Origin of the sequence: Actinomadura miaoliensis, from assembly GCF_039536785.1 — a bacterium.
GTDB lineage: Bacteria > Actinomycetota > Actinomycetes > Streptosporangiales > Streptosporangiaceae > Spirillospora > Spirillospora miaoliensis.
Genome location: NZ_BAAAZG010000010.1, coordinates 1 through 25,888 on the forward strand (window position 1 = coordinate 1; position 25,888 = coordinate 25,888).

Annotated in this window: 25 protein-coding genes and 2 pseudogenes; 24 read left to right on the forward strand and 3 right to left on the reverse strand. The window is 71.2% G+C overall.

Going from position 1 to position 25,888, the window contains the following annotated elements; translation table 11 throughout:
* The 13 genes and pseudogenes from ABD811_RS09870 to ABD811_RS09930 form a co-directional block, all read left to right on the forward strand.
* Positions 1–378 (forward strand): annotated as a pseudogene (locus ABD811_RS09870) (hypothetical protein); the annotation flags it as partial.
* Between the two features lie 34 nt (positions 379–412).
* Positions 413–1,165, forward strand: coding sequence for a Flp pilus assembly protein CpaB (cpaB, locus tag ABD811_RS09875; RefSeq protein ID WP_344944218.1), 753 nt, complete (start codon positions 413–415; stop codon positions 1,163–1,165).
* Positions 1,162–2,376 (forward strand): AAA family ATPase, encoded by a 1,215-nt coding sequence (locus ABD811_RS09880; RefSeq protein WP_344944221.1) that lies wholly within the window; start codon positions 1,162–1,164, stop codon positions 2,374–2,376. The genes cpaB and ABD811_RS09880 overlap by 4 nt, the downstream gene beginning before the upstream one ends.
* Positions 2,373–2,807 (forward strand): TadE/TadG family type IV pilus assembly protein, encoded by a 435-nt coding sequence (locus tag ABD811_RS09885; protein ID WP_344944224.1) that lies wholly within the window; start codon positions 2,373–2,375, stop codon positions 2,805–2,807. The genes ABD811_RS09880 and ABD811_RS09885 overlap by 4 nt, the downstream gene beginning before the upstream one ends.
* Positions 2,804–3,151, forward strand: coding sequence for a TadE/TadG family type IV pilus assembly protein (locus ABD811_RS09890; RefSeq protein WP_344944227.1), 348 nt, complete (start codon positions 2,804–2,806; stop codon positions 3,149–3,151). The genes ABD811_RS09885 and ABD811_RS09890 overlap by 4 nt, the downstream gene beginning before the upstream one ends.
* Before the next feature lie 4 nt (positions 3,152–3,155).
* A pseudogene (locus ABD811_RS09895) lies at positions 3,156–4,472 on the forward strand (TadA family conjugal transfer-associated ATPase); the annotation flags it as partial.
* Between the two features lie 302 nt (positions 4,473–4,774).
* Positions 4,775–5,701: a type II secretion system F family protein gene (locus ABD811_RS09900; RefSeq protein ID WP_344944230.1), complete on the forward strand. Its 927-nt coding sequence runs from the start codon at positions 4,775–4,777 to the stop codon at positions 5,699–5,701.
* Positions 5,701–6,579 (forward strand): type II secretion system F family protein, encoded by an 879-nt coding sequence (locus ABD811_RS09905; RefSeq protein WP_344944233.1) that lies wholly within the window; start codon positions 5,701–5,703, stop codon positions 6,577–6,579. The genes ABD811_RS09900 and ABD811_RS09905 overlap by 1 nt, the downstream gene beginning before the upstream one ends.
* Positions 6,579–7,784 (forward strand): sensor histidine kinase, encoded by a 1,206-nt coding sequence (locus ABD811_RS09910; RefSeq protein WP_344944236.1) that lies wholly within the window; start codon positions 6,579–6,581, stop codon positions 7,782–7,784. Before ABD811_RS09905 ends, ABD811_RS09910 begins: the two co-directional genes overlap by 1 nt.
* A complete protein-coding gene (locus ABD811_RS09915) occupies positions 7,785–8,531 on the forward strand; it encodes a response regulator transcription factor (protein WP_344944239.1) in 747 nt (248 codons plus the stop codon).
* A gap of 144 nt (positions 8,532–8,675) precedes the next feature.
* Positions 8,676–8,912 carry a hypothetical protein gene (locus ABD811_RS09920; RefSeq protein ID WP_344944242.1) on the forward strand — a complete coding sequence of 79 codons (237 nt, stop codon included), beginning with the start codon at positions 8,676–8,678 and terminating at the stop codon, positions 8,910–8,912.
* 124 nt (positions 8,913–9,036) lie between these two features.
* Positions 9,037–10,554: an OmpA family protein gene (locus ABD811_RS09925; RefSeq protein WP_344944245.1), complete on the forward strand. Its 1,518-nt coding sequence runs from the start codon at positions 9,037–9,039 to the stop codon at positions 10,552–10,554.
* A gap of 144 nt (positions 10,555–10,698) precedes the next feature.
* Positions 10,699–11,316, forward strand: coding sequence for a hypothetical protein (locus ABD811_RS09930; protein WP_344944248.1), 618 nt, complete (start codon positions 10,699–10,701; stop codon positions 11,314–11,316).
* A 77-nt stretch (positions 11,317–11,393) separates the two neighbouring features.
* On the opposite strand, the gene ABD811_RS09935 is transcribed toward ABD811_RS09930, so the two are convergent.
* Both ABD811_RS09935 and ABD811_RS09940 read right to left on the reverse strand, forming a co-directional pair.
* On the reverse strand, positions 11,394–12,023 hold the full coding sequence (locus ABD811_RS09935; RefSeq protein WP_344944251.1) for a hypothetical protein: 630 nt from the start codon (positions 12,021–12,023) through the stop codon (positions 11,394–11,396).
* Positions 12,024–12,043: 20 nt separating this feature from the next.
* Positions 12,044–13,585, reverse strand: a complete 1,542-nt coding sequence (locus tag ABD811_RS09940) for an RNase A-like domain-containing protein (protein ID WP_344944253.1) — start codon at positions 13,583–13,585, stop codon at positions 12,044–12,046.
* Between the two features lie 983 nt (positions 13,586–14,568).
* On the opposite strand from ABD811_RS09940, the gene ABD811_RS09945 reads away from it, so the two are divergent.
* The 6 genes from ABD811_RS09945 to ABD811_RS09970 all read left to right on the forward strand — a co-directional run bounded on the left by ABD811_RS09945 (position 14,569) and on the right by ABD811_RS09970 (position 19,521).
* Positions 14,569–15,843 (forward strand): hypothetical protein, encoded by a 1,275-nt coding sequence (locus ABD811_RS09945; RefSeq protein ID WP_344944255.1) that lies wholly within the window; start codon positions 14,569–14,571, stop codon positions 15,841–15,843.
* A gap of 13 nt (positions 15,844–15,856) precedes the next feature.
* Complete coding sequence (locus ABD811_RS09950) at positions 15,857–16,252, forward strand: hypothetical protein (RefSeq protein ID WP_344944258.1); 396 nt, start codon at positions 15,857–15,859, stop codon at positions 16,250–16,252.
* A 75-nt stretch (positions 16,253–16,327) separates the two neighbouring features.
* Complete coding sequence (locus ABD811_RS09955) at positions 16,328–16,663, forward strand: DUF3592 domain-containing protein (RefSeq protein ID WP_425549389.1); 336 nt, start codon at positions 16,328–16,330, stop codon at positions 16,661–16,663.
* 335 nt (positions 16,664–16,998) lie between these two features.
* Positions 16,999–18,459, forward strand: a complete 1,461-nt coding sequence (locus tag ABD811_RS09960; RefSeq protein WP_344944264.1) for a hypothetical protein — start codon at positions 16,999–17,001, stop codon at positions 18,457–18,459.
* 14 nt (positions 18,460–18,473) lie between these two features.
* The gene (locus ABD811_RS09965; RefSeq protein ID WP_344944267.1) at positions 18,474–18,869 is read left to right on the forward strand and encodes a hypothetical protein; all 396 of its coding nucleotides are present in this window, start codon (positions 18,474–18,476) and stop codon (positions 18,867–18,869) included.
* Positions 18,870–18,972: 103 nt separating this feature from the next.
* A complete protein-coding gene (locus ABD811_RS09970) occupies positions 18,973–19,521 on the forward strand; it encodes a hypothetical protein (protein ID WP_344944270.1) in 549 nt (182 codons plus the stop codon).
* Positions 19,522–19,657: 136 nt separating this feature from the next.
* On the opposite strand, the gene ABD811_RS09975 is transcribed toward ABD811_RS09970, so the two are convergent.
* Positions 19,658–20,872 (reverse strand): C40 family peptidase, encoded by a 1,215-nt coding sequence (locus tag ABD811_RS09975; RefSeq protein ID WP_344944273.1) that lies wholly within the window; start codon positions 20,870–20,872, stop codon positions 19,658–19,660.
* 365 nt (positions 20,873–21,237) lie between these two features.
* Between ABD811_RS09975 and ABD811_RS09980 the strand changes: the two genes are divergently transcribed.
* The 5 genes from ABD811_RS09980 (at position 21,238) to ABD811_RS10000 (ending at position 25,885) form a co-directional block, all read left to right on the forward strand.
* Positions 21,238–22,839: a hypothetical protein gene (locus ABD811_RS09980; protein ID WP_344944276.1), complete on the forward strand. Its 1,602-nt coding sequence runs from the start codon at positions 21,238–21,240 to the stop codon at positions 22,837–22,839.
* Positions 22,812–23,384: a hypothetical protein gene (locus ABD811_RS09985; protein WP_344944278.1), complete on the forward strand. Its 573-nt coding sequence runs from the start codon at positions 22,812–22,814 to the stop codon at positions 23,382–23,384. The genes ABD811_RS09980 and ABD811_RS09985 overlap by 28 nt, the downstream gene beginning before the upstream one ends.
* A gap of 42 nt (positions 23,385–23,426) precedes the next feature.
* Positions 23,427–23,837 (forward strand): hypothetical protein, encoded by a 411-nt coding sequence (locus tag ABD811_RS09990; protein WP_344944280.1) that lies wholly within the window; start codon positions 23,427–23,429, stop codon positions 23,835–23,837.
* Entirely contained in the window at positions 23,834–24,340 is a 507-nt protein-coding gene (locus ABD811_RS09995; protein WP_344944283.1) for a DUF3592 domain-containing protein, read from the forward strand. Before ABD811_RS09990 ends, ABD811_RS09995 begins: the two co-directional genes overlap by 4 nt.
* Positions 24,341–24,433: 93 nt before the next feature.
* On the forward strand, positions 24,434–25,885 hold the full coding sequence (locus ABD811_RS10000) for a hypothetical protein (RefSeq protein ID WP_344944286.1): 1,452 nt from the start codon (positions 24,434–24,436) through the stop codon (positions 25,883–25,885).
* The last annotated feature ends 3 nt before the right edge of the window (positions 25,886–25,888 follow it).

Sequence of the window (25,888 nt, forward strand, 5' to 3'; positions counted from 1 at the left end):
TGCGAGCCGGCGGCGCCGACGCGGGAGCCCGCCCGGCCCGAGCCCGTGCTGTCGGCTCCTGTGCCGGGCGACTACGACTTCTCGACGGCGGAGGTGCCGCCCGCCGAGCAGACGCTGCCCGACCTGCCCCCGGTGCCGCCGGACGCGCGACCGCCGTCGCTGCGGAAGGCCCCGGTGCCGCCGGGCGGGCACGGGCCCGACGCCCCGGTGGCAGGGCCGGGGCCCGACCGGCCGCCGGACCCGGCGGCTCCGCGACGGCCGCCCGAGCGGCACCGCGAACAACCCGACCAGAATCACGGGCCGGCCCCCGAACCGGCCGACAACCCCGACCCGCACCGGAGCGACACCGTGGTGTTCCGGCCCGCCCGGCGCACCTGACCGGCGCCTCCCCGATCCGAGGAAACGGAGTCAGATGAACCCCCGACAGCGACGCGGCGTCCTGTTGATGATCCTCGCGGCCGTCGGCGCGGTGTTCGTGTTCGTCACGGTCATCGGATACGTCGGCAAGATCCAGGCCGACGCGGACGCCGCGGTCGGCGAGATGACCACCGTGCTGAAGGTCCAGTCCAACCTGGAGGCGTACCAGCCGGTCACCGCGGCGGCGGTGCGCGAGGCGCAGGTGCCCAAGAAGTGGGCGACCGGCGCCTTCATCACCAACATCGCCGACCTGCAGGGCAAGGTGGCCGCCGGGCCCATCCCCAGCGGCGCCTACCTGCAGCAGGGCATGCTCGTCGAGGCCCCCGCCCTGCGCTCCGGCCAGCGCGAGATCGCCATCATGATCGACGCGGAGACCGGGGTGGCGGGCAAGGTCGTCAACGGCTCGATCGTCGACGTCTACGCCACCTTCGACTCCACCCAGAACGGCAACCGGACGACGGCGGCCTGCGCGGTGCGCATCCTCAACCGCGTCCAGGTCATCAACGTCGGACGGGTGCAGCCGGCCAGCGGCGGCTCCGGCCGCCAGAACAACAACAACGGCACCCAGGCCAGCAACACCTCCGGGTCGGTGCTTCCGGTGACGTTCGCGCTCAACTCCGACGAGACGCTGCGCCTGACCTACGCCGAGAGCTTCGCCCGCAAGGTGCGCCTGGCGCTCGTCGGCGGCGCCGAGGACGCCAAGCCGCCGTTCAACCGGCTGTGCCAGACCCCGCAGGCGGGACGATGAGCATCCAGGTCCTCGTCGGCACCGGCGACCAGGCTCTCTCGACCCAGCTCCGCACCATGATCGCCGAGCTGGCGGAGGTGCAGCTGCTCGGCGTCGAGAACAACTCCACCGACCTGCTGGGCATCGTCAGCACCCACCACGAGGTCGACATCGTCCTGCTGGACGAGAACATCGGCCCGCAGCCCGGCCACGACCTGATCCGCGACATCGCGCTGCGCACCCCGCACGTGGCGGTGGTGCTGGTGAGCGAGCAGCTCGGCGAGGAGGTGCTCAGCCGCGCGCTGGAGGTCGGCGCCCGCGGCGTGCTCGGCCGCTCGCCCAGCCTGGAGGAGCTGAGCGCGCGGCTCGACACGGTGGCGGAGTGGTCCCGGCGGATGCGCGACCTGCTCGGCACCGGCCGCGCCGCCGGACCGGAGCTGGGCGGACGCCGCGGCCGGGTGATCGCCCTGGCGGGCGCCAAGGGCGGCACGGGTGCCACCACCATCGCGGTGCAGCTCGCGCTGGGCGCCGCGCGGGCCGGCCGGTCGGTGTGCCTGGTCGACATGGACCTGCAGACCGGCGACGTGGCGACCTACCTGGACATGGTGCACCGGCGCAGCGTCGCCGACCTGGTCGGCGTCGCCAGCGAGATCACCGGCGCGGTGCTGGCCGACGTGCTGTTCATCCACGAGGCCGGGCCGCACGTGCTGCTGGCCCCCCAGGAGGGGGAGCGGGCCGAGGACGTCACCTCCTCGGCGGCGCGGCAGATCCTCGGTGTGCTCCGCTCCCGCTACGAAGTGATCATCGTGGACTGCGGCGCGTTCATGACCGAGGGCTCGGTCACCGCGATCGAGATCGCCGACCGCGCGGTGATCACCGTCACCCCCGACCTGCCCTGCCTGCGCGCGGCCAAGCGGATGAGCCACCTGTGGCGGCGGCTGGACGTGCGCAAGCCCGAGGACGTCTCGATCGTGCTGACCCGGCAGTCCCGAAAGAACGAGATCCAGCCCGACTTCGCCGCGCGGATCCTCGGGATGACCCCCCTGCGCACCACCGTGCCCCCGGCGTTCCGCGCGCTGGAGAAGGCCGTCAACAACGGCGCGCCGATCAGGGTGGAGCACGACGGGTTCCGCACGGCGATGCGCCAGCTCGGAGAGGAGTTGGGCGTCCTTCCCGTCGCGGCGGCCGAACCGCGCGGCGGCCCCAAGAAGGCCAAGGCGGAGGCAGTATGAGACGACTGACACGGCGACTCGTCCGTCGTACCCCCCGGCGCCGCGACGCCGGCATGCTCGAGTTCACCGCGATGCTGCCGCTGATCCTGGTCACCGTGCTGCTGGTGTGGGAGGCGTTCCTGGTCGGGATGGCCGCCACCTACGCCGGTCACTCCGCCAACGAAGGGGCCCGCGTGGCCGCGGTCCACGGCGGCTACGGCGAGGTGAAGAAGGCCGCGGTGGAACGCGTGTCGGGGGCGTGGGCCGACGAGGAGAACATCGAGGTGCACTACCCCACGGGCCGGGCGTGCGATCCCGACCAGGTGGTCCGGGTGGACCCCGACTGCGGCTACGTGCGCGTCACCATCAAGCCGCCCCTGTTGTTCCCCGGTGTGCTGCTGCCGATGGACGTCAGCTCCCGGGCCCGGGTCATCTACGAGGGGGAAGGGTGAGCAGGGACCGCGGTACGGCTGCCACCGAGTACGCGGCCACCATCGGGCTCTTCCTGTTCGTGCTCATGGTGTGCTTCGAGGCGTACGTCGCGTTCAGCACGATCGAGAAGGTCGAGGAGGCGGCCCGCACCGGCGCCCGTGTCGGCAGCATGAGCGGCGCCGGGGCCGGGGACGCCGCGGCGCGCCGGGCGCTGCCCGGATGGCTGAACGAGCACCGGGTCGAGGTGCGGCAGAACGGAGACGACGTTGAGTGCGTCATATGGGCCAAGGTGCCGTTGCTGGCCAAGGGCGTCCCGATGCACATCTCGGTGACCCGCCAGGTCCATATGCCGGTCGGAGGGTGAACTCGTGGGACTGCGCAACCGCCTCGACGCCGACAACAGCGGCGACCGCCAGGCGGCCGGGGAGAACCTGGCGCACTGGCGCAAGCGCCTGCTGGAGGAGGTCAACCTCGACGACCTCGCCATGCTCGACATGGCGCAGCGGCGGGCGCGGCTGGAGAAGGTCGTCGGGCACATCCTGACCCGCGAGGGTCCGGTGCTGTCGACGCGCGAGCGGACCGTGCTCATCCGCCGCATCGTCGACGAGGCGCTGGGCCTGGGCGTGCTGGAGCCCCTGCTGGCCGATCCCACGGTCACCGAGATCATGGTGAACGGCCCCGACGACGTGTACGTCGAGCGCGCCGGCCGGCTGACGCGCATCGACCTGGGCTTCGCCAGCGAGGCCCAGCTCTACCAGACCATCGACCGGATCGTGGCGCAGGTCAACCGGCGGGTGGACGAGTCCAGCCCGATGGTGGACGCGCGGCTGCCGACCGGCGAGCGGGTCAACGTGATCATTCCGCCGCTGTCGCTGGTGGGCCCGGTCATGACGATCCGGCGGTTCCCGCGCGCCTACTCCATGCACGAGCTGGTGCAGATGGGGTCGCTGGACGAGGCGACCGCCGTGCTGCTGGCCGCGCTGGTGCGGGCACGGCTCAACATCGTCGTCACGGGCGGTACCGGCACCGGCAAGACGACCTTCCTCAACGCGCTGTCGGCGTTCGTCCCGCCGCACGAACGCATCGTCACCATCGAGGACTCGGCCGAACTGCAGCTGCAGCAGGAGCACGTGATCCGGCTGGAGTCGCGCCCGCCCAACATCGAGGGCGAGGGCGCGGTGACCATCCGCGACCTGGTGCGCAACTCGCTGCGCATGCGCCCGGACCGCATCATCGTCGGTGAGGTCCGCGGCGCCGAGACGCTCGACATGCTGCAGGCCATGAACACCGGTCACGACGGTTCGCTGGTGACCGTGCACGCCAACTCCGCCGAGGACGCCATCTACCGGCTGGAGACCCTGGCGTCGATGAGCGACGTGAAGATGCCCTACGAGGCGATCCGCTCGCAGATCGCCAACGCCGTGCACGTGATCGTGTTCCTGGAACGCGGCCCGGACGGATCACGCCGCGTCAGGGAGATCGGGGTGACGTCCTCCGAGCGCCGGGAGTCGCTGCAGCTGGACACGGTCATGCGCTTCGTTCAGGAGCCGGTCGGCCTGGATCTCCAGGTCCGCGGCCGCTTCACGCACCGGCCGCTGCCGCAGCTCCTGGTGAACCGCCTGATGTACGCGGGCGAGGCGGTCCCCGCGGTCTTCGGCACGGCCGCCCCCGGGCCCGCGCCCGGAACTCCCCCCGCTCCGACGGCCGGGCAGCACCCGCCCACAGCCGGATCCCCGCCCGCGGCCGAGCCCGGTTCAGGGGTCGCATTCGGGCAGGTGCCCGCGCCGCGGGGCGGCCACATGCCACCGGCGCAGGAGGCGGCACCGCAGCCCGCGCCCGCGCCTGTGCCGCAGGCCGGTGCGAACGGGACCACCGGGACGACCGGGACGACGACGGGCGCGGTCGCGCAACCGCCGGGGCACACGGGGACGCCGGCCGGGCCGACGCCGCCCGCGTTCGGTGCCTGGGACGACAACGGGGAGACGGAATGAGCCTTCCTCTGATCTTGCTGATGCTGGTCGTGGTCCTGGCGCTGCTGGTCTGGGCGGCCTGGGAGTTCGGCCGCGGCCTCGACCAGCGCAGCGAACTGGTCATGCGCGGGGGACGCGGCTATGACGAGCGCCGCATGGCCACGGCGCTGGACCGCTGGGACGCCCGGCTGCGCCGCACCACGCTGGGACGCCAGGTCTCCCGTCGCCTGCTGGCGGCGGGGCTGCGGATCCGGCTGTCGGTCTTCGTCTTCGGGATGGCGGCCGGCGCCCTGGTCGTGGTGGTGGTGATGGGCCGCCTCCTGTCCCCGTTCCTGGGGCTGGTGATCGCGGTCGGCGTCGGCGGCGCCGTCTTCGCCTACATGCGGCACCAGGAGGACCGGCGCCGCGACGAGTTCGTCGGGCAGCTGCCCGAGCTCGCCCGTGTGCTGGGCAACGCGGCGGCGGCGGGCCTGGCGATCCGTACCGCCATCGAGATGGCGGCCGAGGAGCTGGACGACCCGGCCCGCACCGAGCTGAGCCGGACCGCCGAGGCCCTGCGGCTGGGCCAGTCCTTCGACGACGCGATGAACGACCTGCGTGAGCGCCTGCCGTCCCGGGAGCTGGCGGTGCTGATCAGCACGCTGGTGGTGGCGGGCAAGTCGGGCGGTTCCCTGATCACCGCGCTGCGCAAGATCTCCACCACCCTGGAGGAGCGCAAGGAGACCCGCCGGGAGGTCAAGACGATCCTCGGGCAGTCGGTGGTCGCGGGGTGGGCCATCGGCGGAATGGGGGCCGCGCTGTTCGTCGGCATAGGCGTCCTGCAGCCGGACACCCTCGACAAGATGACCTCCTCGCTGATCGGGCAGGGGATCCTGCTGGTGGTGCTGGTCCTGTTCAGCGTCGCGCTACTGCTGGTCCGCCGGATGACAAGGATCGACGTCTGATGCCCGTGCTGATCGCCCTGGCGGCCGGGCTGATGGTGCCGCTGTTCGTCTGGGGCTATCACCTCAGGGCCGCCGGCCAGCCCGCACCCGCCGATCTGGACGTACCGGTCAAGAAGGCCAAGACCGAGGAGTTCGGCCCGCTCGGCTCCATCATCAACCCGCTCGGACGCCCGTTCGCCGGGCTGGTCGTCAATGCCATGAGCGGCGCCGGGCGGACCCGGCTGCGCCGCCGTATCGAGCGCGCCGGCCGCCCCGCCGGGCTGACCGTGGAGGGATACGCCGCCAACAAGGCCGGCAGCGCGCTGCTCTACGGCGGGACCGGCCTGGTGGTGATACTCGCCGACCAGGCGTTCATCGGCGTCATCCTGCTGCTGGTCGGCCTGGTGCAGACCGACATCGTCCTGTGGAACCTCAGCCGCGAGCGCCAGGAGGAGATCCAGCGGTCGCTTCCGGACTTCCTCGACGTGCTGACCGTCACCGTCTCGGCCGGGCTGGGCTTCCGGCACGCGCTGGTACGGGTCGCCGAGAGCATGCCGGGGGCGCTGGCGGACGAGATGAACAACGCGCTGCGCCAGATGGAGCTGGGCACCCCGTTGCGCGACGCGTTCGAGCAACTGCGCCAGCGCAACGACAGCGCGGCGCTGGCCAGCTTCGTCACCGCCATCCTGCAGGCCGAGGAGCTGGGCGCCCCGCTGGCCCGCGCGCTCACCGAGATCAGCACCGACATGCGACGCGACGCCTTCCAGCACGCGCGGCGCCGCGCCCAGCGCGCCGATCCGCAGATCACGCTGATCGTCACCTTCCTCATGGTCCCGGCGATGATGCTGCTGATCGTGGGGGTGCTGTACTTCTCGACGGCCGAGGGGACGCTGTTCTGATGGCGTGGGACGACCCGGTCGGCGCCGCGCGGATGGGCGCGACGTTCCGCCTGCTGATGCAGCTGCGGATCCTGATCACCGCTCTGACACTCGCGCTGGTCCCGAGCGAGCGGATGACGCTCGACACCCTGCTGCTGCTGAGCGGGGTGGGATCGCTGTCGGCGCTCGTGCTGTTCTCCTGGCAGCAGATCGTGCCGTCCCTGCTCAAGTACCCGGTGCTCATCGGCTTCGACGTGTTCGTCGCCTACGCGGTGCTGGAGATCGGCGGGGTGACCGGGCCGTTCTTCCTGTTCACCGTGGTGACCTCGATGCTCGCGGGCCTGCTGCTGGTCGGCCGGTGGCTGCTGGCGGTCTGCGGCATGCAGGTGCTCCTGTACTTCACGGCGGCGACGGAGTTCGGCGCCGCCCGCGAGCTGATCAACTTCCAGACGGTGGTGGCGATGCCGGCGTTCTACCTGGTCGCGGGGTTCGCCGGGGCGAGGCTGCGCCACCTGTACGACCAGCAGTCCCAGCTGGAGACGGCGCGGCGGGCGGCGGAGGTGGTGGCCGCCGCGGCCGAGGAGCGCAGCCGCCTGGCCCGCGAGATGCACGACTCCCTCGCCAAGACGCTGCGCGGCATCGCGATGTCGGCGCAGGCGCTGCCGTTGTGGGTGGACAGGGCCCCGGCGCGTGCCGTCGAGGAGGCCCACCGCATCGCCGCCGCGGCCGAGGTCGCCTCCCGCGAGGCGCGGCAGCTCATCGAGGACCTGCGGGACGAGGTGTTCCAGCAGCCCCTGGGACAGGCGGTCGCGGACGTCGCGACGGCCTGGGCAGAGGAGACCGGGACGGCGGTGACCCAGCGGGTCGACACCGGGATCGACCTGCCGTTGCGGGCACGGTACGAGGTGATCGCCATTCTCAAGGAAGCGCTGGAGAACGTCCAGCGGCACGCGCAGGCCACGGCCGTGGAGGTCTGCCTGTCCCAGGACGCGGGCCACGCGGTCCTGCGCGTGCGCGACGACGGCTGCGGCTTCGACGGCGGACAGGACCTGGGCCGCCTGCTGAGCGGCGGCCATTACGGGCTGGTCGGGATGCGGGAGCGCGCGCACAACGCCGGCGCGTCCCTGGACGTCGACTCCGCCCCGCGCGCGGGCACGACGATCACCGTCGTCGTGCCCGATCCGGGTCTGGAGTCGGCTGGGTCGGTGGACCTGGAGGTGGCCTGAATGACGGTCGGCACGCAGTGGCGCCCGGACGGAGACGGCGGAGAGAGCGGAGACGGCGAAGCCCGCCAGATCAGGGTGGTGGTCGCCGACGACAACCCGGTGGTCCGCTCGGGGCTGGTGGCCCTGCTGGAGGCGACGGGCGAGGTGCGGGTGCTGGGGCAGGCGTCCAACGGCGGCGAGGCCATCGAGCTGACCCGGCGGTTCGCGCCCGACCTGGTCCTGCTGGACGTGCGGATGCCGCTCATGGACGGCATCACCGCGCTGCGCACGCTGAGCGGCGTCACCAAGGTCCTCATGCTCACCTACACCGACAACGACGAGGTGATCCGGACGGCGATCCGCAACGGCGCCGCCGGCTACCTGGTGCACGGGACGTTCACCGCCGACGAACTGGCCGCGGCCGTCCGCGACACCGTGGCGGGCACCAACAACCCCCTGTCGCCGGCCGCGGTGGCCGCGCTGATGGCCGCCGTGCAGGGGGCGGAGGACCGTCCCGCCCCGCCGCCGCGGGAACGCTCCGGCGGGAGGACGGCCGCCGCGCGGCCCGGGCACGGGCTGTCGGCCCGTGAGGCGGAGGTGATGGACCTGATCGCGCAGGGCCGCACCAACCGGGAGATCGCCGAACGGCTGTTCCTCACCGAGAAGACCGTCAAGAACCACGTCAACCGCATCTTCGCCAAGCTCGGTGTGACCAACCGCGCGGCGGCGATCGCCCGCTGGCTCGGCACCGCCGTGGAGCCACGCTGACCGGCCGGGGCGGCGGCCGCGCGATGGGCCCGGACATGGGCCTGAACAATGGGTCCAGGTTGGGCCTGCGGACCCTGGGGCGAATGGCGCCGACTCCGTACATTCTTTCAATAGATGGGGAGTCGAAAACGCGGGAGAAAAACCATGACGCCTCTGCGGAACGCGAGCATCCGAGTTACTGCGCTGATTGCCGCACACACCACCCGTGGCGACCGGGACCGCGGAGAGGGGCCCCTTTCCTACATCGCGGTGGCCCTGCTGATCGCTGCGATCGCCGTCGCGGTCGCCGCCAGCGGTGTCGGCGACACGATCGTCTCTCAGATCCAGACGGCGGTCCAGAACATCTTCACCCGGGGCAGCGCGGCCGGCAGCAGCGGCTGACGCCGTTCTCCGGAAAAGACGGCATTCCGCCTGCACGGGGGACAGGATTCCTGTCCCCCGTGCAGGCATTTCCCATGTCAAGTAGAGTTTTCTCCGGTCAGGGGTCGCGAAGGGAGATCGGCGAGTGAAGACAGCCGTGACGGGGCGGGGACGATACGCGGTGGGCGCGGTCGCCGCGGCCATCATGCTCAGCTCCTGCAGTTCTTCCGGCGGATCCGAGGGCGGCGGCCCGTCCCCCTCCACTCCTTCTTCGTCCGGCCCGCAGGGCCAGGAGAAGGTGCTGCAGACTCAGCCCTTCCTGCCGACCGGCGACGTCAAATTCGACCTGCTGGCACTGGACCGGGTGTCGGACCAGGTGGTGGTCGCCAAGGTGCGGGCGCGCAACACCGCCCGGTCGGAGATCTCACTCGACCGGATCATGGCTCCCACGACCCGCGATCTCGGTAACGTGAACAAGTTCGATCCGAATTCGATCGGCGGGGCGGCACTGCTGGACGGTGCGGGCGCGCGCCTCTACTACCCCTACGTCCAGCCCGGCCGCAAATGCCTGTGCACCCGGACGGGCGGCTTCAACCTCAGGATCCCCGCGGGAGGGACGCTGACGCTGAACGCGGCGTTCCCCGCCCCGCCCGCCGGAGTGTCGCGGCTGGGCCTGCTCCTTCCCGGCGTGCTGCCCTTCACCGACGTCCCGGTCGGCAACCGGCCCGGAACCAAGATCGACATTGACCCGAACAATCGCGGTGTCGACCCCGTCACGGCGCAGAAGGGGCCGACGCGGATCCTTCCGGTGACCACCATCACCGAGAACAACGCCGGTGCCGAAGAGGACGACGGCACGAACCTGAACGTGCGCATCTCGACCGACGTGCTGTTCGCGGTGAACAAGGCCGACCTCAACGCCGCGGCCCAGGCGACGCTGCGCGAGGTGGCCGGAAAGATCCAGAACTCTCCCGGCAACACGGTCACGATCGAGGGGCACGCCGACAGCACCGGCAACGACGCCATCAACCAGCCGCTGTCGGAACGCCGCGCCAAGAGCGTGGAGGACGCGCTGAAGGGGATGGTGACCAGGCAGGGCATCACCTACCGTTCCCAGGGCTTCGGTTCGAAGCGCCCCATCGCCTCCAACAAGGACGAGGAAGGACGCAAGAAGAACCGCCGGGTCGTCATATCGTTCGCCCGGCCCAAGCCGGCTCCGGCGCAGGCTCCCGGTGGATCGAGCGTGCCCGCGGCGGGACGCACGTTGAACCCCACGAGCGCGCCCAAGGGCGTCACCGTCCACGTGGACGGCCTGCACCGCGACTCCAACGGCTTCACCACCGTGTCCTGGACCGTGCGCAACGACGGCGACCAGGAGGCCGACATGGGGCTGATGTTCAACGCCCCGTCCCAGGACGGCTACATCAACGGCGGTACGAGTGGCGTGTCGCTCGTATCGGGCGACCGGCGGTTCCGCGCCGCGCGCAATGGCGAAAGGTACGCGATCGGTCCGCAGTTCCCGCTCATGCCCCTTGATGTGATCAGGCTCGTCAAGGGCGAGCAGCTCCGGCTGTACACGATGATCAAGGTGCCCTCGGACGTCACGACGGTCACCCTGGACATTCCCGGGTTCGACAAGGCCGAGAATCTCGCGATCGGCTGATCCGCCGTCACCGGATCCGATCGCCCGAGGCCGGGAGCGTCATGGCGCTCCCGGCCTCGGGCGTCGTCATCCGCGGGTTCTTGGGGCCGGGAATGGGTCTGCGGGCCCCATACAGGACATCCAGGCCGGTTATATACGTGATGAGTGCGTTACTTTCCCCGCTTTGTTTTTTTGGTCGCCGTTCTCGGGGGGCTGGTGTGGTGGTCTCCCTGGCAGGGCCCCTTGGAGGCCATGCGGGTCGCCGACGGATTCCGGCTGTACCGGGCCGATGACTACCGCCTCGCCTATCCGGAGAACTGGCAGACCCGCACTGGAACGAACCAAGAAGGGCACGGCTACGTCGAGTTCAACGGACCGGCGACGCCCGAGGGGGCGTATTCCGGGCAGGTCCGCGTCGTCCGCCAGGACGGCTGGAACCATCGCCTGCAGGACAAGCTCACACAGTTCCAGACAGCCGCCGCCGTCGAGCACTACGAGATCGTCCGGTCCCTCCCGGTGACGGTGGAGGGGGCCGCCGAGGCGCACCGCTTCGAGGTGGTGCGGAAGATCAAGGCCCTGTCGGGCGCCCCCCTCAGTCTGCGCGGCTCCGAGACGTTCGCCGTCTCCGACGACGGGATGCTGCTGACCATCACCGCGGAGGCCCCCGAGAGGGACCGGACGCAGGCGCAGCTGCCGCGCGTTCTCGACACCGTGGAGATCAGCGGACGGAACTGGTTCGCCAAGCAGGACTGGTTCCCGCCGAACTGGTTCGAATTCCCCTGATCGTCTCGCCGGGTGCGGCCTCGCCCGGCGAGGCCGCGCCTCGTGCCTCCGGGGCCCGCGGCCGTCGCGGACGCCGGTCAGTCGGTGATGAGGTGCTCCAGACGCTGGAGGATGAAGACGCCGTAGCCGAACGGGACGGACGCCCGCTCTATTTCGGCGTAGAGGTCCCGCGTTATCGGCGTGTCGTGCGTCTGCGCCAGGCTGATGAAGAATCGCAGGGCGAGTTCCGGCAGCCCCGCCCGTACCAGGTCCTCAAGGGCCTGCCGCAGGAAATCCTCCTCGACCGGCCGGGCGAAGTTCGAGGTAATCGAAAAACGCCGCACGACCCGCGCCACCGGGTCCGCCACCTCGGGACGGAAATCCAGCGCGCCCTCGGTCGAGACGCGCACGCCTGCGGCGTCCAGCGCCGGGGTCAGGATCTCGATGATCCGCCGGAACCACTGGCGGCCGTCCCGCCCCTCGGCGGTGACGTCGTGGTAGCCGTCGGTGGCGGACGTCCAGAGCGCCGCGAGCTGCCCGCCGGTCAGGGGCGACTCGACCAGCAGCGTCGCGTCGTGCACGTCCTGCTCGATGACCGGGACGGGGCTCTCCTCCCGCACGGCCGCCGCGATGATCTCGTCGGACGTCGGGTGACGCGACCACCACACGGCGTGGAAGCGGCCCGCGGCGAGCGCGGTGATTCCGAAGTCGTCCGCCCTTTCCTCCATGCCGCCACCACTCGCTGAGATCAGGGGACCGGATAGGACGTGTAAATATACCAGCCCGGTTTGTGCTTGGGATCCTGGGCGCGGTGCAGGATGATTTTGAATTTGTTTCCGGCCGCGTTGATCTGACCGTTCTTGTTCGCGATGTCGCCCAGCGAGCCGTTCCCGTACTGCTGCACCGGCAGTTCCAGCGTCTGCCGCCCGTTCTTGCCCTCCTTGAGCCACCTCTGGATCTGCGGCTGCAGCTTCGGGTTGGCCATGGCCTCGTTGATCGCCTGCTGGGCGGTGTCCTTGTCCTTCCAGCGGCCCGCCACGCCCCGGGTGTTGCGCGGATCCCGCGCGTGGGCGATGAGGTCCTGGTCGGTGACGTCGACGTGGTCCCGGATCGTGTGGCCCAGCTGGTGGTCGCCGCGGGGCTGCCCGCGCGGCGGCTCCTCGTGCTTGTCCAGGTCCGTGCAGTTGTGCACGAGCAGGTCGTCGCCGCCCGCCGCGACGTAGAAGGTGTGCAGGCCGTCGACGGTGAGGTTGAACACCTGCTGCCGCTGCCGGCGCAGCCGCTTGTCGACCACCATGGCCCGCCGGCCGTCCGGCGTGACCAGCATGTCCCCGAAGACCAGCCGGCCGGCGTCGATCCAGTCCTGCGAGCCCGCCACCCAGAACGGGTGGTTCGCGGTCGCCGTCAGCCGTGCCGTCGGCCCGCCGAGCGATCCGCCGGCGGTCACCACCAGGTCCACCAGGCTCTTGTCGCCGGTGCCGACGATGCGGTCGGTGACCCGGCGCGGCCCGACCCGGCCGGTCCGCGGGTCGGCGGCCCAGACGAGGTCGCCGACCCGCACGCGTTCGATGGGTCTTCGCGTCCCGTCGGCCATCAGCACCGGCGTTCCCGGCGTGAAGCTGTTGCCCGCCGCGTTGCGCCGCTCGCACGCCTCCCGCGCGCGGCCCAGGCGGTCGTGGGCGTCCTTGCGGGCCTTGCGCGCCTTGTCCAGGCGGCGCTTGAGGTCAAGGAACCGGTCGACGAGCTTGACGACCTTGGGGATCGACTTCAGCAGCTTGCCGATCTTGCCCCACGGGACGACGCCGATCAGGGCCCAGGCGCAGTCGCTGAAGTTCGGCTTCTTGACGCAGTTCATGATGTCCCCGGCCAGGAAGTCCAGACCGAGCTTGCCGATCTCGGCGAGCAGGTCGAAGTTCGACCACTCGCTTTCCAGGCCCGTCAGGTCCTGTTCGGCGCGGCTCAGCGCGTCCTGCGCGGCCCGGTACTCCTGGGCCTCGGGGGAGTTGTCGTCCGGGGGAGGGGCGCCGTCACCGGTCGAGGGCGTGGGCGTCGCACTTGCCACCGCCGGGGAGGCCGTGGGGGTCGCGGACGGCTGCGTCCGGTCGTTGCCGCCGTTGTGCCGTTCGCACCGCTCACCGCCACTGACCCGGCACGCGGCGGCGCGGATGTCTCCCAGAACCGTGTCGGGGAGCGCCACCACCGTCACCGCCGCGGCGATCGCGCCGATGAGGAGTACGACCGCGATGTAGGAGAGGGACCCCTCGCCCCTGTCACCCAGCCGTCGCAGCATGCACGATCCCGTCGGTCGAACGCCATCCCCCGAAACAGCCAGGTAAGCAGGTGAGCGGGCCGATGCGCACGGGCCCTCGGGCCCAAAAATCGGCCGGGTCGGGCTCGGCGCGCGTAATGGTAGTGCGATACGGGCTCGGGGCCCATTATTGGGCCCAATTTTGGGCCTAGGGGCTCACGCGCATAGGACAAACTGATCATAGCGTTCGCGACGTGCTGCCAGGTGGCCGTCAGGTGAATCGAGCCGGAGGAACCGGCGAACTCGGTGAGGGCCCCCTCAGCTATATCGCCGTCACCTTCCTGATCCTGACGGTGGTCCTGGCGCTCGTGCTGTCGGGCATCGGCGGAACGGTGACCCGGTACATCGATCTGGCCGTCTGCAAGATCGGCGAGGCCGGCGGGCTGGTCGACAGCTGCGAGGACGGCGACCGAGGCGGACGGCCCGAGGCCCGCGACACGCCGACGGGCGGGCCGACCGGCCCCTCACCGTCGTCCACCGGCCCCGGCCCGTCCGGAACGGGCGACCCCAACCCCTCCGGGAGCCCGAGCCCGTCGGGCAGCCCGGGCCCGTCGGGCAGCCCAGGGCCGTCGGACACCGGGAGCCCAGGCCCGTCCGGGAGCCCAGGCCCGTCCGGAAGCCCGGGCCCGTCCGGCAGTCCGGGCCCATCCGGTGATCCGAGTCCGTCGGGGACGGGTGATCCGAGCCCGTCCGGGAGCCCCGGCCCGTCCGGCAGCCCGAGTCCGCCGGGGACGGGTGAACCCAGCCCGTCCAGCGGCCCGAGCCCGTCGGGGAGTCCAAGTCCGTCCGGGAGCCCAGGCCCCTCCGGAAGCCCGGGGCCGTCCGGGAGCCCGGGGCCCTCCGGGAGCCCGGGGCCGTCCGGAAGCCCGAGCCCGTCCGGGACGGGCGGCCCGAGTCCGTCGGGAAGTCCCAGTCCGTCTCCGAGCCCGCCGGTTCGCCCGGTCAACCGCCCGGCGCCGGTGTGCGTGGCCGACGGCAGCGCCGGCTACAAGGACCTCACGGTGGTGGTGCCGGTGCGTTACGTCAACGCGCGCGGCAGCATCCGGGTCTTCTACGCGATGGCCAAAATCGTCACCCCCGGCAAGCCCGACCGGTGGACGGTGGCCGTGGGCGCCTTCGGTGAGGCCGGGGTGCAGGCCCCCGACCTGAAGTTCCTGAGCGGCCTGTGGGCCGGCGGCAACGTCACCGGCATGCAGTTCTACAGCTTCGACAACGAGCAGGAGGCCCGGGACTTCCCGCGGCGGTACGCCGAGGAACGGGCCAAGCAGGCCCTGCGCCACCACCCTCTCGTGGCGCCTCTGCTGAACGTGCCGTTCCTGGGGGACAAGCTGAAGGATCTGCTCGGCGGCCAGGGGCTGCCGGAATCCGATCGCGACTCGGTAGAGGCCGGTCCGGCGGGCGGCCTCAACCCCAAGCTGAAGCTCGGCGGCCTCGACGCCTCGGCCGCCACCCGCCTCTGGTCGCTGAGCGGCGTGCAGCGTGACAAGGACGGCAACTGGATCCTGAACATGCGCGACAGGGTCCTGTCCGACCCGACCCTCACCTTCGATCTGAGCAAGCTGCCCAAGCAGGTCACGCAGCGGGGCGCCGAGGCCGTGCTGAAGGAGCTGGAACTGGCCGGGAAGGCCAAGCTGGGTCCCGAGTTCCAGATCCCCGACAAACTGCGCGACTACATCAACAGGAGCCTGGCCAAAGGCGTGAAGATCGGGGCCACCGTCGAACTCATCGGCCAGAACGAGTACCAGTTCATGCTGGATTCCAGCGGGAAGCCGGTCAAGTTCACCCGGAACCTGACGACGTCGTGGACGTTGCGCGGCCGGGGGAACGTGACGCTCGACGGCAAGGGCAAGGTGGAAGTTCCCGTGACCCGCCAGATACCGCTGGACGGGGGGCGTCAGGTCAGCACCTCCTCCCTGGATCTGTCCGACCCCACGCACAGGAACGCCGCCATCGCCCTGTTCGCGAGCGGGATGCTCACCAAGCAGACCGGGGCCGGCTCGGTGGCCGCCCAGTTCACCCCTGCCGGGGCGATCATGGACAACCTCCTGCGGACCAGGGGCACCATGACCCGGCTGACCTACGACGAGGGCGTCTCCGGACTGTCCGCCGGATTGGAGAACGTCGGTAAGACGGGCGGGGCGATACGTTACGACGGAGAGAACAGCCAGACCACGCTGACCAAGGCCGAGATCTGGCAGGACGGTATGGGATGGGTGCCGTGGGACGACTGTCATCGCTGATCGGCGGGGGGCGGTGAGCCCCCCGGTGCGGGCCGTCGCCGAGGGGGCGCTGGTCATGGTCGCCACCCTCGTGGTGCTCATTCTCGGCGTTGTGGTGATCAGCTCCATGTCCACCGGCACGCTCCTGACCGAGCGGTTCTTCTGGGGGTACGCGCTGGCGGGCGGGCTGGTGCTGGCCCTGGGCGCGGCCGCCGCGGGCGGGCTGGCCGCCCGCCGGCTGCCGTCCGGGTCGGCGCGGACCCTGCCGGCTCTGGCCGGGCCGCTGTCGGTCGTGTCGCTGGTCGCCGTCCCGTCGCTGTTCGGCGAGGACTGGGGCGCGGGAGTCCTCTACCTTGTGGTGACCCTGGTGGGGAGCGCCGCAGGGGCCTTCGGTTCCGCCCGGTTCACCACGCGCGGAGGACGGTCGTAGACGGTGGAGACCTTCTTCAAGATCTTGCTCGTGGTGATGGGCCCGGCACTTGTGCTCTCGGCTCCGATCAGGTTGATGCACCGGTTGCGTTTCCGCCGGTCGGCCGTGCCGACGCGGGGTGTGGTGATCGGCAGCCGGGAGGAACGCACGCACGACGGCAGCGGCGGGTCCTTCGAGTTGGAGATCCGCTACCGCGTCCCGGACGGCCGGGAGTTCACGTTCAAGGAAGGCGGCCAGAGCCGCCACCACGATGGTGCCGTCGTGCGGGTGCTGTACGACCCGTCCCGGCCCGAGAACGCCCATCTGGAATTCACGGCCGCCCGTGCCTGGGTGGAGTCCGCCGTCCTGCTGGTGCTGGGCGCCGTCGTCACCTGGCTGGTCATCTTCGTGTGGCAGCCGTGGTCGCAGTGAACGCGGGATAGGACGGCGACCCCTCGTCCCCGGCGTCAGCCGCCGCGGGGTGCACGAGCCCGTCAGCCGCATGCCCCGGGCGGTGAGGAAACAGCCGGCCGGGCCGGTGCGCACGCCCTCGGGCGCGGGAGTCCGCCGGATTCGGCGCGGCGCCCGGGCTGCGATCGCGGTACCGGTCAGGGTCCCCTATTGGGGTCCGGGGGCTCACGCCTGCACATCAAAATGATCATAACGTTCGCGGCGTGCTGCCAAGTGGCCTTCAGGTGAAGCGAGCCGGACGATCAAGCGAACTCGGGGAAGGGCCTGTCAGCTATCTCGCCGCGATTCTCCTCATCGTGGCGGTGGTGCTGGCGGTCGTGCTGTCGGGCATCGGCGGCCGGGTGTCCCGGGACATCGGCCTCGCCGTCTGCAACGTGGCCCGAGCCGGGGGGCTGGTCGCCGGCTGCGAGGAGCACGGGCCGTGGCCGCCGCCGGGACCGTCGCCCGGTCCGCCGGTCCAGCCCGTCACGCGTCCCGATCCGGTGTGCACCGCCGACGGCAGCGGCGGTTACCACGACCTCACGGTGGTGGTGCCGGCGCAGGTGCTGAACCTGCGCGGCAGCATCCGGGTCTTCTACACGATCGGCAAGGTCGTCGCTCCGGGGAAGCGCGACCGGTGGGTGGTGTCCGTGGGCGCCTTCACGGAGGGCGGGGTGCAGACGCCCGACCTGCCGCTCGTCAGCGGCATGTGGCTCGGCGGCAACGTCACCGGCACCCAGTACTACAGCTTCGACAACGAGCAGGAGGCCCGGGACTTCCCGCGGCGGTACGCCGAGCAACGGGCCAGGCAGGCTGTGCGGTACCACCCTGTCGTGCTCCCCCTGCTGAGCGTGCCGGTGGTGGGGGACTGGCTCAGCGACCTGATCGGCGGCCATCTGCCGGAGGCAGATCGCACGGCGGTGGAGATGGGACCGGCGGGCGGCCTCAACCCCGGGCTGAACATCGGCGCCGTGGACCTCTCGGCAGCGAGCCGCGGCTGGTCGTTGCTCGGGGTCCAGCACGACAGGGACGGCAACTGGATCGTGAACATGCGCGACAGGGTGCTGTCGGATCCCACCCTCACCGTCGATCTGAGCAAGCTGCCGAAGCAGGTCACGCGGCGGGGCGCCCAGGCCGTCCTGAACGAGCTGGAACTGCTCGGGATGACCCACTTCGGCCCCCACTTCGAGATCCCCGCCAAGCTGCGCGATTACGTGAACCGGAGCGTGGCCAACGGCGTGAAACTCGGGGCCACCGTGGAACTCATCGCGCAGAACGACTACCAGTACATGCTGGACTCCAAGGGGACCCCGGTCAGGTTCACGCGGCAGGTCACGACGTCGTGGACGTTGCGGGGCCGGGGGAACATCAACCTCGGCGGGGGCGGCAGCAAAGTGAAAATCCCGGCGACCGGCCAGATACCGATCGACGGGGGACGCCAGGTCAGCACCTCCTCGCTGGATCTGTCCGACCCCATGCACAGGCGCGCCGCCACGGCCCTGTTCACCGCCGGGGTGCTGCAACGGGTCGGGGCCGTCGGGCTGTCCTCGCACCGTCAGGCACAGCTCGTGGACTCCCTGTTCCGGACCAGGGGCACCATGACCCGGCTGACCTACGACGAGCTCGTCTCCGGCCGGTCGGGCGGCCTGGAGAACCTCGTCGGGAAGCTCGGCGGGGCCATACGTTACGACGGAGAGAACAGCCGGACCACGCTGACCGGCGCCGAGATCTGGCAGAACGGCAGGGGATGGGTTCCGTGGACCGACTGTCATCGTTGATGGGACGTGGTGCGGTGAACTCCCCAGTGCGGGCCGTCGTCGAGGGGGCGCTGGTCATGGTCGTCACGCTCGTGGTGCTGATGCTGGGCGTGGTGGTCATCAGTTCGCTGTCCACCGGCACGCTGCTGAGCGGGCGGTTCTTCTGGGGGTACGCGCTGGTGGGCGGGCTGGTGCTGGCCCTGGGCGCGGCCGCGGCGGGCGGGCTGGCCGCCCGCCGGCTGCCGCCGTCGGGCCGGCGGCGGGTGCTGGCTCCGGCGGGGCCGCTGCTGGTGGTGTCGCTGCTCGCGGTCCCCTCCCTGTTCGGCGACGACTGGATCGGGGGAGCCTTCTACCTTGTGCTGACCCTGGCGGGAAGCGTCGCCGGGGTGTTCGGTTCCGCCCGGTTCACCACGCGCGGGGAACGGTCGTAGACGGCGGAGACCTTTGTGAAATCTTGCTCGGGGCGCTGGGCTCGGCGATGCTGATCTCGGCCCCGATCGTGCCGGTGGGCCGGAAACGAAGGAGGGTGATCCGGTGGTACGGCTGACCGCGCTGGCGTGCTCCCTGCTGGTGGCGCTCGCGGGGTGCTCCGGGAAGGAGGAGCCTCCCAAGCCCCCGGCCGGATTCACCACCTACAAGGGCGACGTCTACAGCTTCGCGTATCCGCAGGGCTGGAACGTCACCCATGACAAGGACGAGCGCGGCGCTCCGCTGGTGGAGGTCCATGGACCGGCCGCCGCGAGCGGTGCGTACCGGGGGCAGGTCATCGTGTCGCGCACCGACCGCTTCGGCGGGGGCATGGACGCCATGAAGGCCCAGGCGCGCGGACTGAACCAGCTCAACGGCCGCCGGATCGTGCGCCAGGGCGATGTGAAGGTGCCCGGCGCCGAGCAGGCGTGGCGCCTGGAGACCGCGTACGAGGAGAAGACCTCCACCGGTGCCACGGCCCGGGTGCGCAGCATCGACATCTACGCGCTGACCAGCGGCGGGACGATGCTCGACCTCACCGTGCGCGCCCCGCAGGAGGAGTTCGACGCGGTGGGCATGCCCAAGGTCGAGTCCTCGTTCTGGGTCCGCGGGTGAGGCGCGCCCGCGCCCGCCGGGCCTGAGCCCGAAGCGCCGGGACTTGCCGGAAGCCTCGGGTGCCGGCCGGACAGGGCGCGGGCGTCCGTCGTGACCGTCGGACGCCGCGCGCACGAGCGCGGCCTGGAAGGTGCCGTCAGCCGAACCGCACCGCGCCGTAGAAGCCTCGCCCGGCCAGGGTCGACTCCTTGACGACGTCACCCGTCTGTGGTGCCTCGATGAATCTTCCTCCGCCCGCATATATCCCGATATGGCCGGGGTTGGGGAGGACGAGGTCGCCCGGCTGCAGCTCGCTCTGGGAGACCCTGCGCCCGCGCGGGTCGCTGAGCTGCGACAGCGTGTAGTGCGGAAGCGTGATCCGGCCGCCGGACGCCTGGTAGACCGCGTACAGGGTCAGGCCGCTGCAGTCGAAGCCCACGGTGTTGGCGCCGCTGTAGCCGCCGGGGGAGCAGCAGATGCCCTTGCTCGGACCGGCCGGGGTGCCGCCGCCCCACGAGTAGGGGGTGCCGAACCAGCAGCGCGCCCAGGCGATGACACGGTGCCCGAACGGCATGCTGGGGTCCGGCTGCTTGTCCTTGGCGCACTCGCCCTTGACGTAGGGGCCGGAGGGCAGGCCGTTCTCGGGCATCCCCGTGTACTTGACCGGGTCCTCCTTGCCCACCAGCCGGATCTTGAACAGCCGGATGACCCGGTCGCGCGGGGCGGGGCCCTGGGTGCTGCTCCACACCCGGACGTTGTCGCACCACAGTTCGTCGAAGAACGGAGCCTCTTCGGAGCCGCGGCCGCCGGTGTTCCGGTACTCGCACTCGGGGAGACGCAGCTCGGCGATCGCGTCGGCCGTGCCGCGGCCCTTGATGATTCCGGTGCGGCCGCGGTTGTCGGTGCACAGGTTGCGCCGGTTGGCGAGGTCCTGGCGGTCCTTGGCGGTCAGCTCGTCCTCGTCCTTGATGACGCAGTCCTTGGTCTGCACCGACACCTTCATGGTGTGGCCGAGCGCGCCGGAGGGCTCGACGTCGCCGCGCAGCTCGGCGGCGTTGCGTCCGGCGTAGTCGCGGGCCGCCTCGGCGAAGGGGGTGTTGTCGGCGTTGACGTTGTCGGCGATCGTCCACAGGCCGATGCCGCTGGGCAGCTGCCCGTTGCGGGCGGCGTCCAGCACGGCGTCCCGCATCGGGGTGACCGCGGCGAGCGCGGCGGCGTCCGCCGCGATCTGTCCCTGCGAGCGCAGGTCGTTGGCGCGGGCGACCTGAATGGCCATCAGCGTCAGGCCGAACGCGCACACCATCGCGACCAGGAGGATGATCTGCGTCGAGCCCTCGTCGCGGCTGACCGCACGCCATCGTCCAGCTCTCACCGTGTCCCCCAGTCGGGATCGAGACCACATGAGATCACAAAGGACCGGTGAGGACTCTATGGACGCCGGCGCCGCGGCGACAGGGCCCGGGGACCCAAATCGCCCGATGCGCGGGTGCGGCGGCGCGGCGGGCGCCCGGCCGCCGCGGCGGACGCGGCCCGCGCACACCGCCCCGCCGGCGGGCCGGATATTGCCCGGCGGCGCCGCGGCGCATATCCTTCCGACTTTCTCCCGGCATTCGGAGTTAATTCTCGAACAACGGCCGGGAAATGGAATGTGACGGCCGGGTTTCGCCTTTTCTTTGGGCCTTGGAATGGGTCCGCGGGCTCAATTGATTTCGGCCTTTCGCTGGCAACTTGGCGGCCGTGCGCAAATGGAGTCGGGGGGCGGCGCGGACGGCCGGGCGCCGCGACGCGGGCGAGGGGCCGCTCAGCTACCTGGTGGTCGCGCTGCTGTGCGCGGCGCTGGCGCTGGCGCTGGTGCTGTCGGGCATCGGCGGCCGGGTCGTCTCGAGCATCGCGGCCGCGGTCTGCCAGATCGGAAAGTCGGCGGGGCTCGTCCAGGACTGCCGGCCGCCGGGCGGGGGCGGCCGTGGGCAGGCCCAGCGCGACCCCGACGAGCCGACTACCGGCTGCGTCCCCTTCATGGAGAGCCACTACCTGGAGGAGACGGTCGGCATCCCCCTGCGCTACGTCGACGTCCGCACCAACAGCCGCGGCACCCTGCAGCTCATCGAACGCATCGGGCCGGACGGCAGGCGCACGTGGGAGGTCGTGGACTTCACCTGGGGCGAGGGCGGGGTCGGCACTCCCGACGGCCTGCGCGCCGGCCCGGTCGGCGGCGGGGTCTGGGGCGGCCTGACCATCACCAACGGGAAGGTGTACGGCGGCTTCACCAGCAAGAAGGAGGCCCGCGAGTTCTTCGACGACCTGCGCGACCACCGTATCGGCAACGAGGTCAAGTTCACCTTGCGGACCAACCCCCTCACCGGCGGGTTCGTGTGGCTCGGCAGCAGGCTGCCGTGGGTCGGCGACGACATCGACAGGTTCATGGGCGGCAGCGAGCCGGACCGCGAGCCGACCGAGGAGTACATGGACGGCGGCCTGACCGGCGGCTTCCGCGCGGACCTGGATCTGAGCGTCGGGCCCGCCCAGCTGAAGCTGCCGTTCAAGGGCCGCGGCTGGCTGCTGACCGGGAGCCGCGTCAACAACACCAACGGCCAGACCACCCACTACTTCACCCAGCGCGGCGAGTTCGAGGCGGCGGTGCAGGTCGACGTGAGCCGGCTGGTGCGGACGCTGCCCGCGTCGGTGCGGCGGCAGGTGCAGCAGGGCCTGGACGAGGGCGTCGACGTGGTCCTCGACATGATCGAGCGCCAGCTGCGCGGTCAGTACGGGAACGGCTTCGTCCTGCTGCCCGAGCAGCGCGCGCAGATGAGGGCGCAGATCAAGATCAACCCCAGTGTCGGGTTCAACTACAAGCACCGCGGCGGCACGCAGTGGGGCGTCACCTACGACCGCGACGGTGACATCGTGGGGATCAACCAGATCCAGAACGGCCAGGACATCGTCTACGTCCGGGTCGACGGCAGGGCCTCGGGGCAGAACGGCGTCGGCGACCGAGGGCAGCTCACCGTGGGCGGCCAGTGGATCCTGTTCGCCCAGCGCACCGTGACGGAGAAGAACCTGGACTACTCGTCGGCCGAGGACCGCGCCGTCATCGACCGATACCTGCGGGACGGCGACACCGACGCCGTCGAACGGGCGTGGGAGGGCGGCGCCGGCACCATGAGCCGGCTGACCTACGACAACACCGGCGACACCACCAAGCTGGAGGGCCGCGGGTCCACCCCCCGGCGCCGCCTGGGATTCGTCGAGATCGGACGCGAGGCCGAACGGCACTCGCTGCAGAGCGCGCACTACTACAGGAAGGGACAGGGATGGGTGCCCTGGCAGGGCTGCCGGTGAGGTACGCGCCGATGGTGGCGGTCCTGCTGGCCTGCGCCGTGCTGGCGGGATGCGGCGGCGGCGAGCGGCCGCGCGTCCCGGCGGGGTTCACCGAGTACCGCGCCGGCGCGTACTCGTTCGCCTACCCCAGCGGATGGCAGCGCCGGGACGGCCAGGACGAACGCGGCCGCCCCACGCTGATGTTCGTGGGGCCGCGGCTGCCCTCCGGCGCCGTCGACGGCCAGATCCACGTGGGACGCGTCGACGGCTACCGGCAGGACCTGGGCGTCCAGCTCGGCCAGTTCCGCGCGCTGGCGACGATGCACCGCTACCGGCTCACCGCGGACCGGCCGGTCGACATCGACGGCGCGGACCGCGCCCATCGTTTCGAGGCGACCTACGAAATGCAGGACCAGAACGGCGCGAGCGTCCCGTTCACGTTGCTGGGTCTTTACGTGCTCACCGACGACGACGTTCTCCTGGAATTCATGCTGCGTTCGCCCCAGAACGGTTCCGCGCGATCCCGGCTGCCGGTGATATTCGATTCCTTCCGGCTGGATCACTAGCCCGATCGGCATAACCGGCACGACCGGAAACGGAGCTTCCCGGTGCGGTCTCGAAGCGGTCTGGGGGCCGTCCTGCTGGGCGGCCTCGTCACGCTGGCGGGCGCGGCGGCGGCCGCGGTCGCCGTCACCGTCGTCGCGGTCGCGGCGCCCGGTGTCGCGGAGGGGCCGGGCTTCTACTGGACGTCGTCGGCCGTCGCGGTGACGCTGCACGGCGCGCTGGGCCTGGCCGGCGGGCGGATCGCGGCCCGCCGGCTGGACGGCGGGCGCGGCGGCGGAGCGGTGCGGTTCCACCTGCTGGTGTGCGCCGGGCCCGTGCTGGCCACCGTCGTGACGCAGTCGGGCGCGCTGGGCGACGGCCGCGCGGCGGTCGCTCTGGCGGCGGTCTGCGCCGCCTGCGGCGGCGCCCTGACCGGGGGCTGGTCGATCGCACGCCGATCCCGTCTGGCGTCGTGAGCGGCGGCACGTCCCGCGGCCGGCTGCGCCGCCTGCTGCTCCTGGCCGGTCTCGTCGCCGCGGTGCTGGTGCTGTTCGACGCCCTGTCGGGGGCGCTGTCGCTGGTGCCCGCGGGGTGGCTGGAGACGGCGGTGCTGGCCGTGGGCGGACCCGGGCTCGTCCTGGCCGCGCCCGTCGCGCTCGTGGCCGCCTACCGGTTCCGCGGACGCGCCGAGGTCACCGAGGGCGTTGTGGAGATGTGCGCGGACGCCCTCGTCGGCGACGCGGGCTACGACCTGACGATCCGCTTCGCCGACCTGGACGCGCGCGAGCGGGTGTTCACCGCCTACAGCGGCCGCCGCCGGCCCCCGGGACGGCGCGTGCGCGTCATGTACGACGCCCGCGATCCCTCCGACGCGCGCCTCTACGCCCACCCGGTGACCGAGGTCGCGGGCGCCGTGCTGATGTTCACGGTGGGCGCCGCGCTGTGTTTCCTGCTGTGGAGCCACCACCTGAGCGGTTGACGCCCCGCTGTCCGGTTTGGGTCCGATCTTGGGCCTGTGGGCTCACGCGTTCCGGCGACATGACGCTTTGGATGGTCGCTGGGTGAAGATCTTGTGAATGTCTCAGTAAAGTGTCGTGATGCCGGCGAGGGCAGTCTCAGCTACTTCCTCGTCGTCCTGCTCATCGCCGCGTGCACGGGCGCCATCGCGCTCTCGGGGCTCGGCACGCGGATCAGCGACTGGATCGGCTACGCCGTCTGCGTCGCCGCCGGCGGCGGCGACGAGAGCAAGTGTCACTCACCCGCCGACCTGGTGATGCAACCGACCTGCACCGTCGAACTGGCCGTCGACGGCTACACCGGCACCGTCGAGGCGCTCATCTTCTCGGTCGGCAGGGACTGGGCGTTCATGCGCACCACCTCGATCGACCCGCGCACCGGCGAACGCGTCGTCCGGATCACCGGGATCCGCGGCAGCTCCATCGGAGTCGGCACCGGCCTGGGCATCGGCGTGAACGGCGGCAACCTCGTCAACATCGGCGCCGACGCCAGCGTGGGCGCCAACCTGCGGCTGGGGAACGGCGACGCCTGGGAGTTCACCGGGCCGGACGCCGACGAACAGGCCGACGCGCTCCGGAGGGACCTCGTCGAGCAGTACACCATCGACGAGGTCAAGAACAACGGCGGGCTCCTGGGCTACATCGGCGGCCACATCTACGACGCGGTCGCGGGCCCGGACATCCCCGAGGCGAACATCCGCCGCCATGAGACCGAGATCGACGCCTTCGGGTCGCTGAGTGCGGGGCTCAGCATCGGCTGGCCGGCCCCGACCGGCCGGCACCGCAGCCCGGACCGTTCCAGCGAGCCCGAGGGGCGGCACCGCAAGCCCACCCTCCAGGACCGGCTGCCCGACTCGCGCGGAACCGACAGCATCTCGCCCAACCTGCGCGCCTGGGTCGGCGTCGACGGCAACGAGAAGCTCATCGTCGAGGAGAACGAGCGCACCGGCGAGACCACCACCACCCTGATGCTGCGCGGCGAGGCCAACTACGGTGAGCAGCACGTCGTCGGCGGCAACCAGGGTCAGCTGACCTCGATGGGCGCGATGTCGCTGACCACCGACCGGAACGGGAAGCTCACCAAGGTCACCCTTGCCCAGACGCATGTGGTCAACGGCCGCGCCACCGTCACGACCACCACCGTGCCCATCACCACCGAGCAGCAGCGCCGGGACGCCGCCGACTACCTGTCGGGTGCCGTGCCGATCGCGGGCACCGCATGGCGCAACCTCTCGCTGACCTGGGAAGACATGGCTCCCACCCAGGATCCCGGGCCGGACGCGCACCCGTTCCGGCGCAACATCTTCCAGAACGGCACCACCTCCCGGGTGGAGTACGCGCACCGGCGGAACGACGCCGGCTACGGGGCCTCGATCAAGCTCGGTCTCCAGCTCGGCGCCAACCTCGCGATCTCCACCACCGATCGGACCGCGCAGAACGCGCAGTACCTCGGTGCCCCCACCGCCGACGGCAGACGGCTCTACAAGGACCTCGAGGCGTGCCGGTGAACC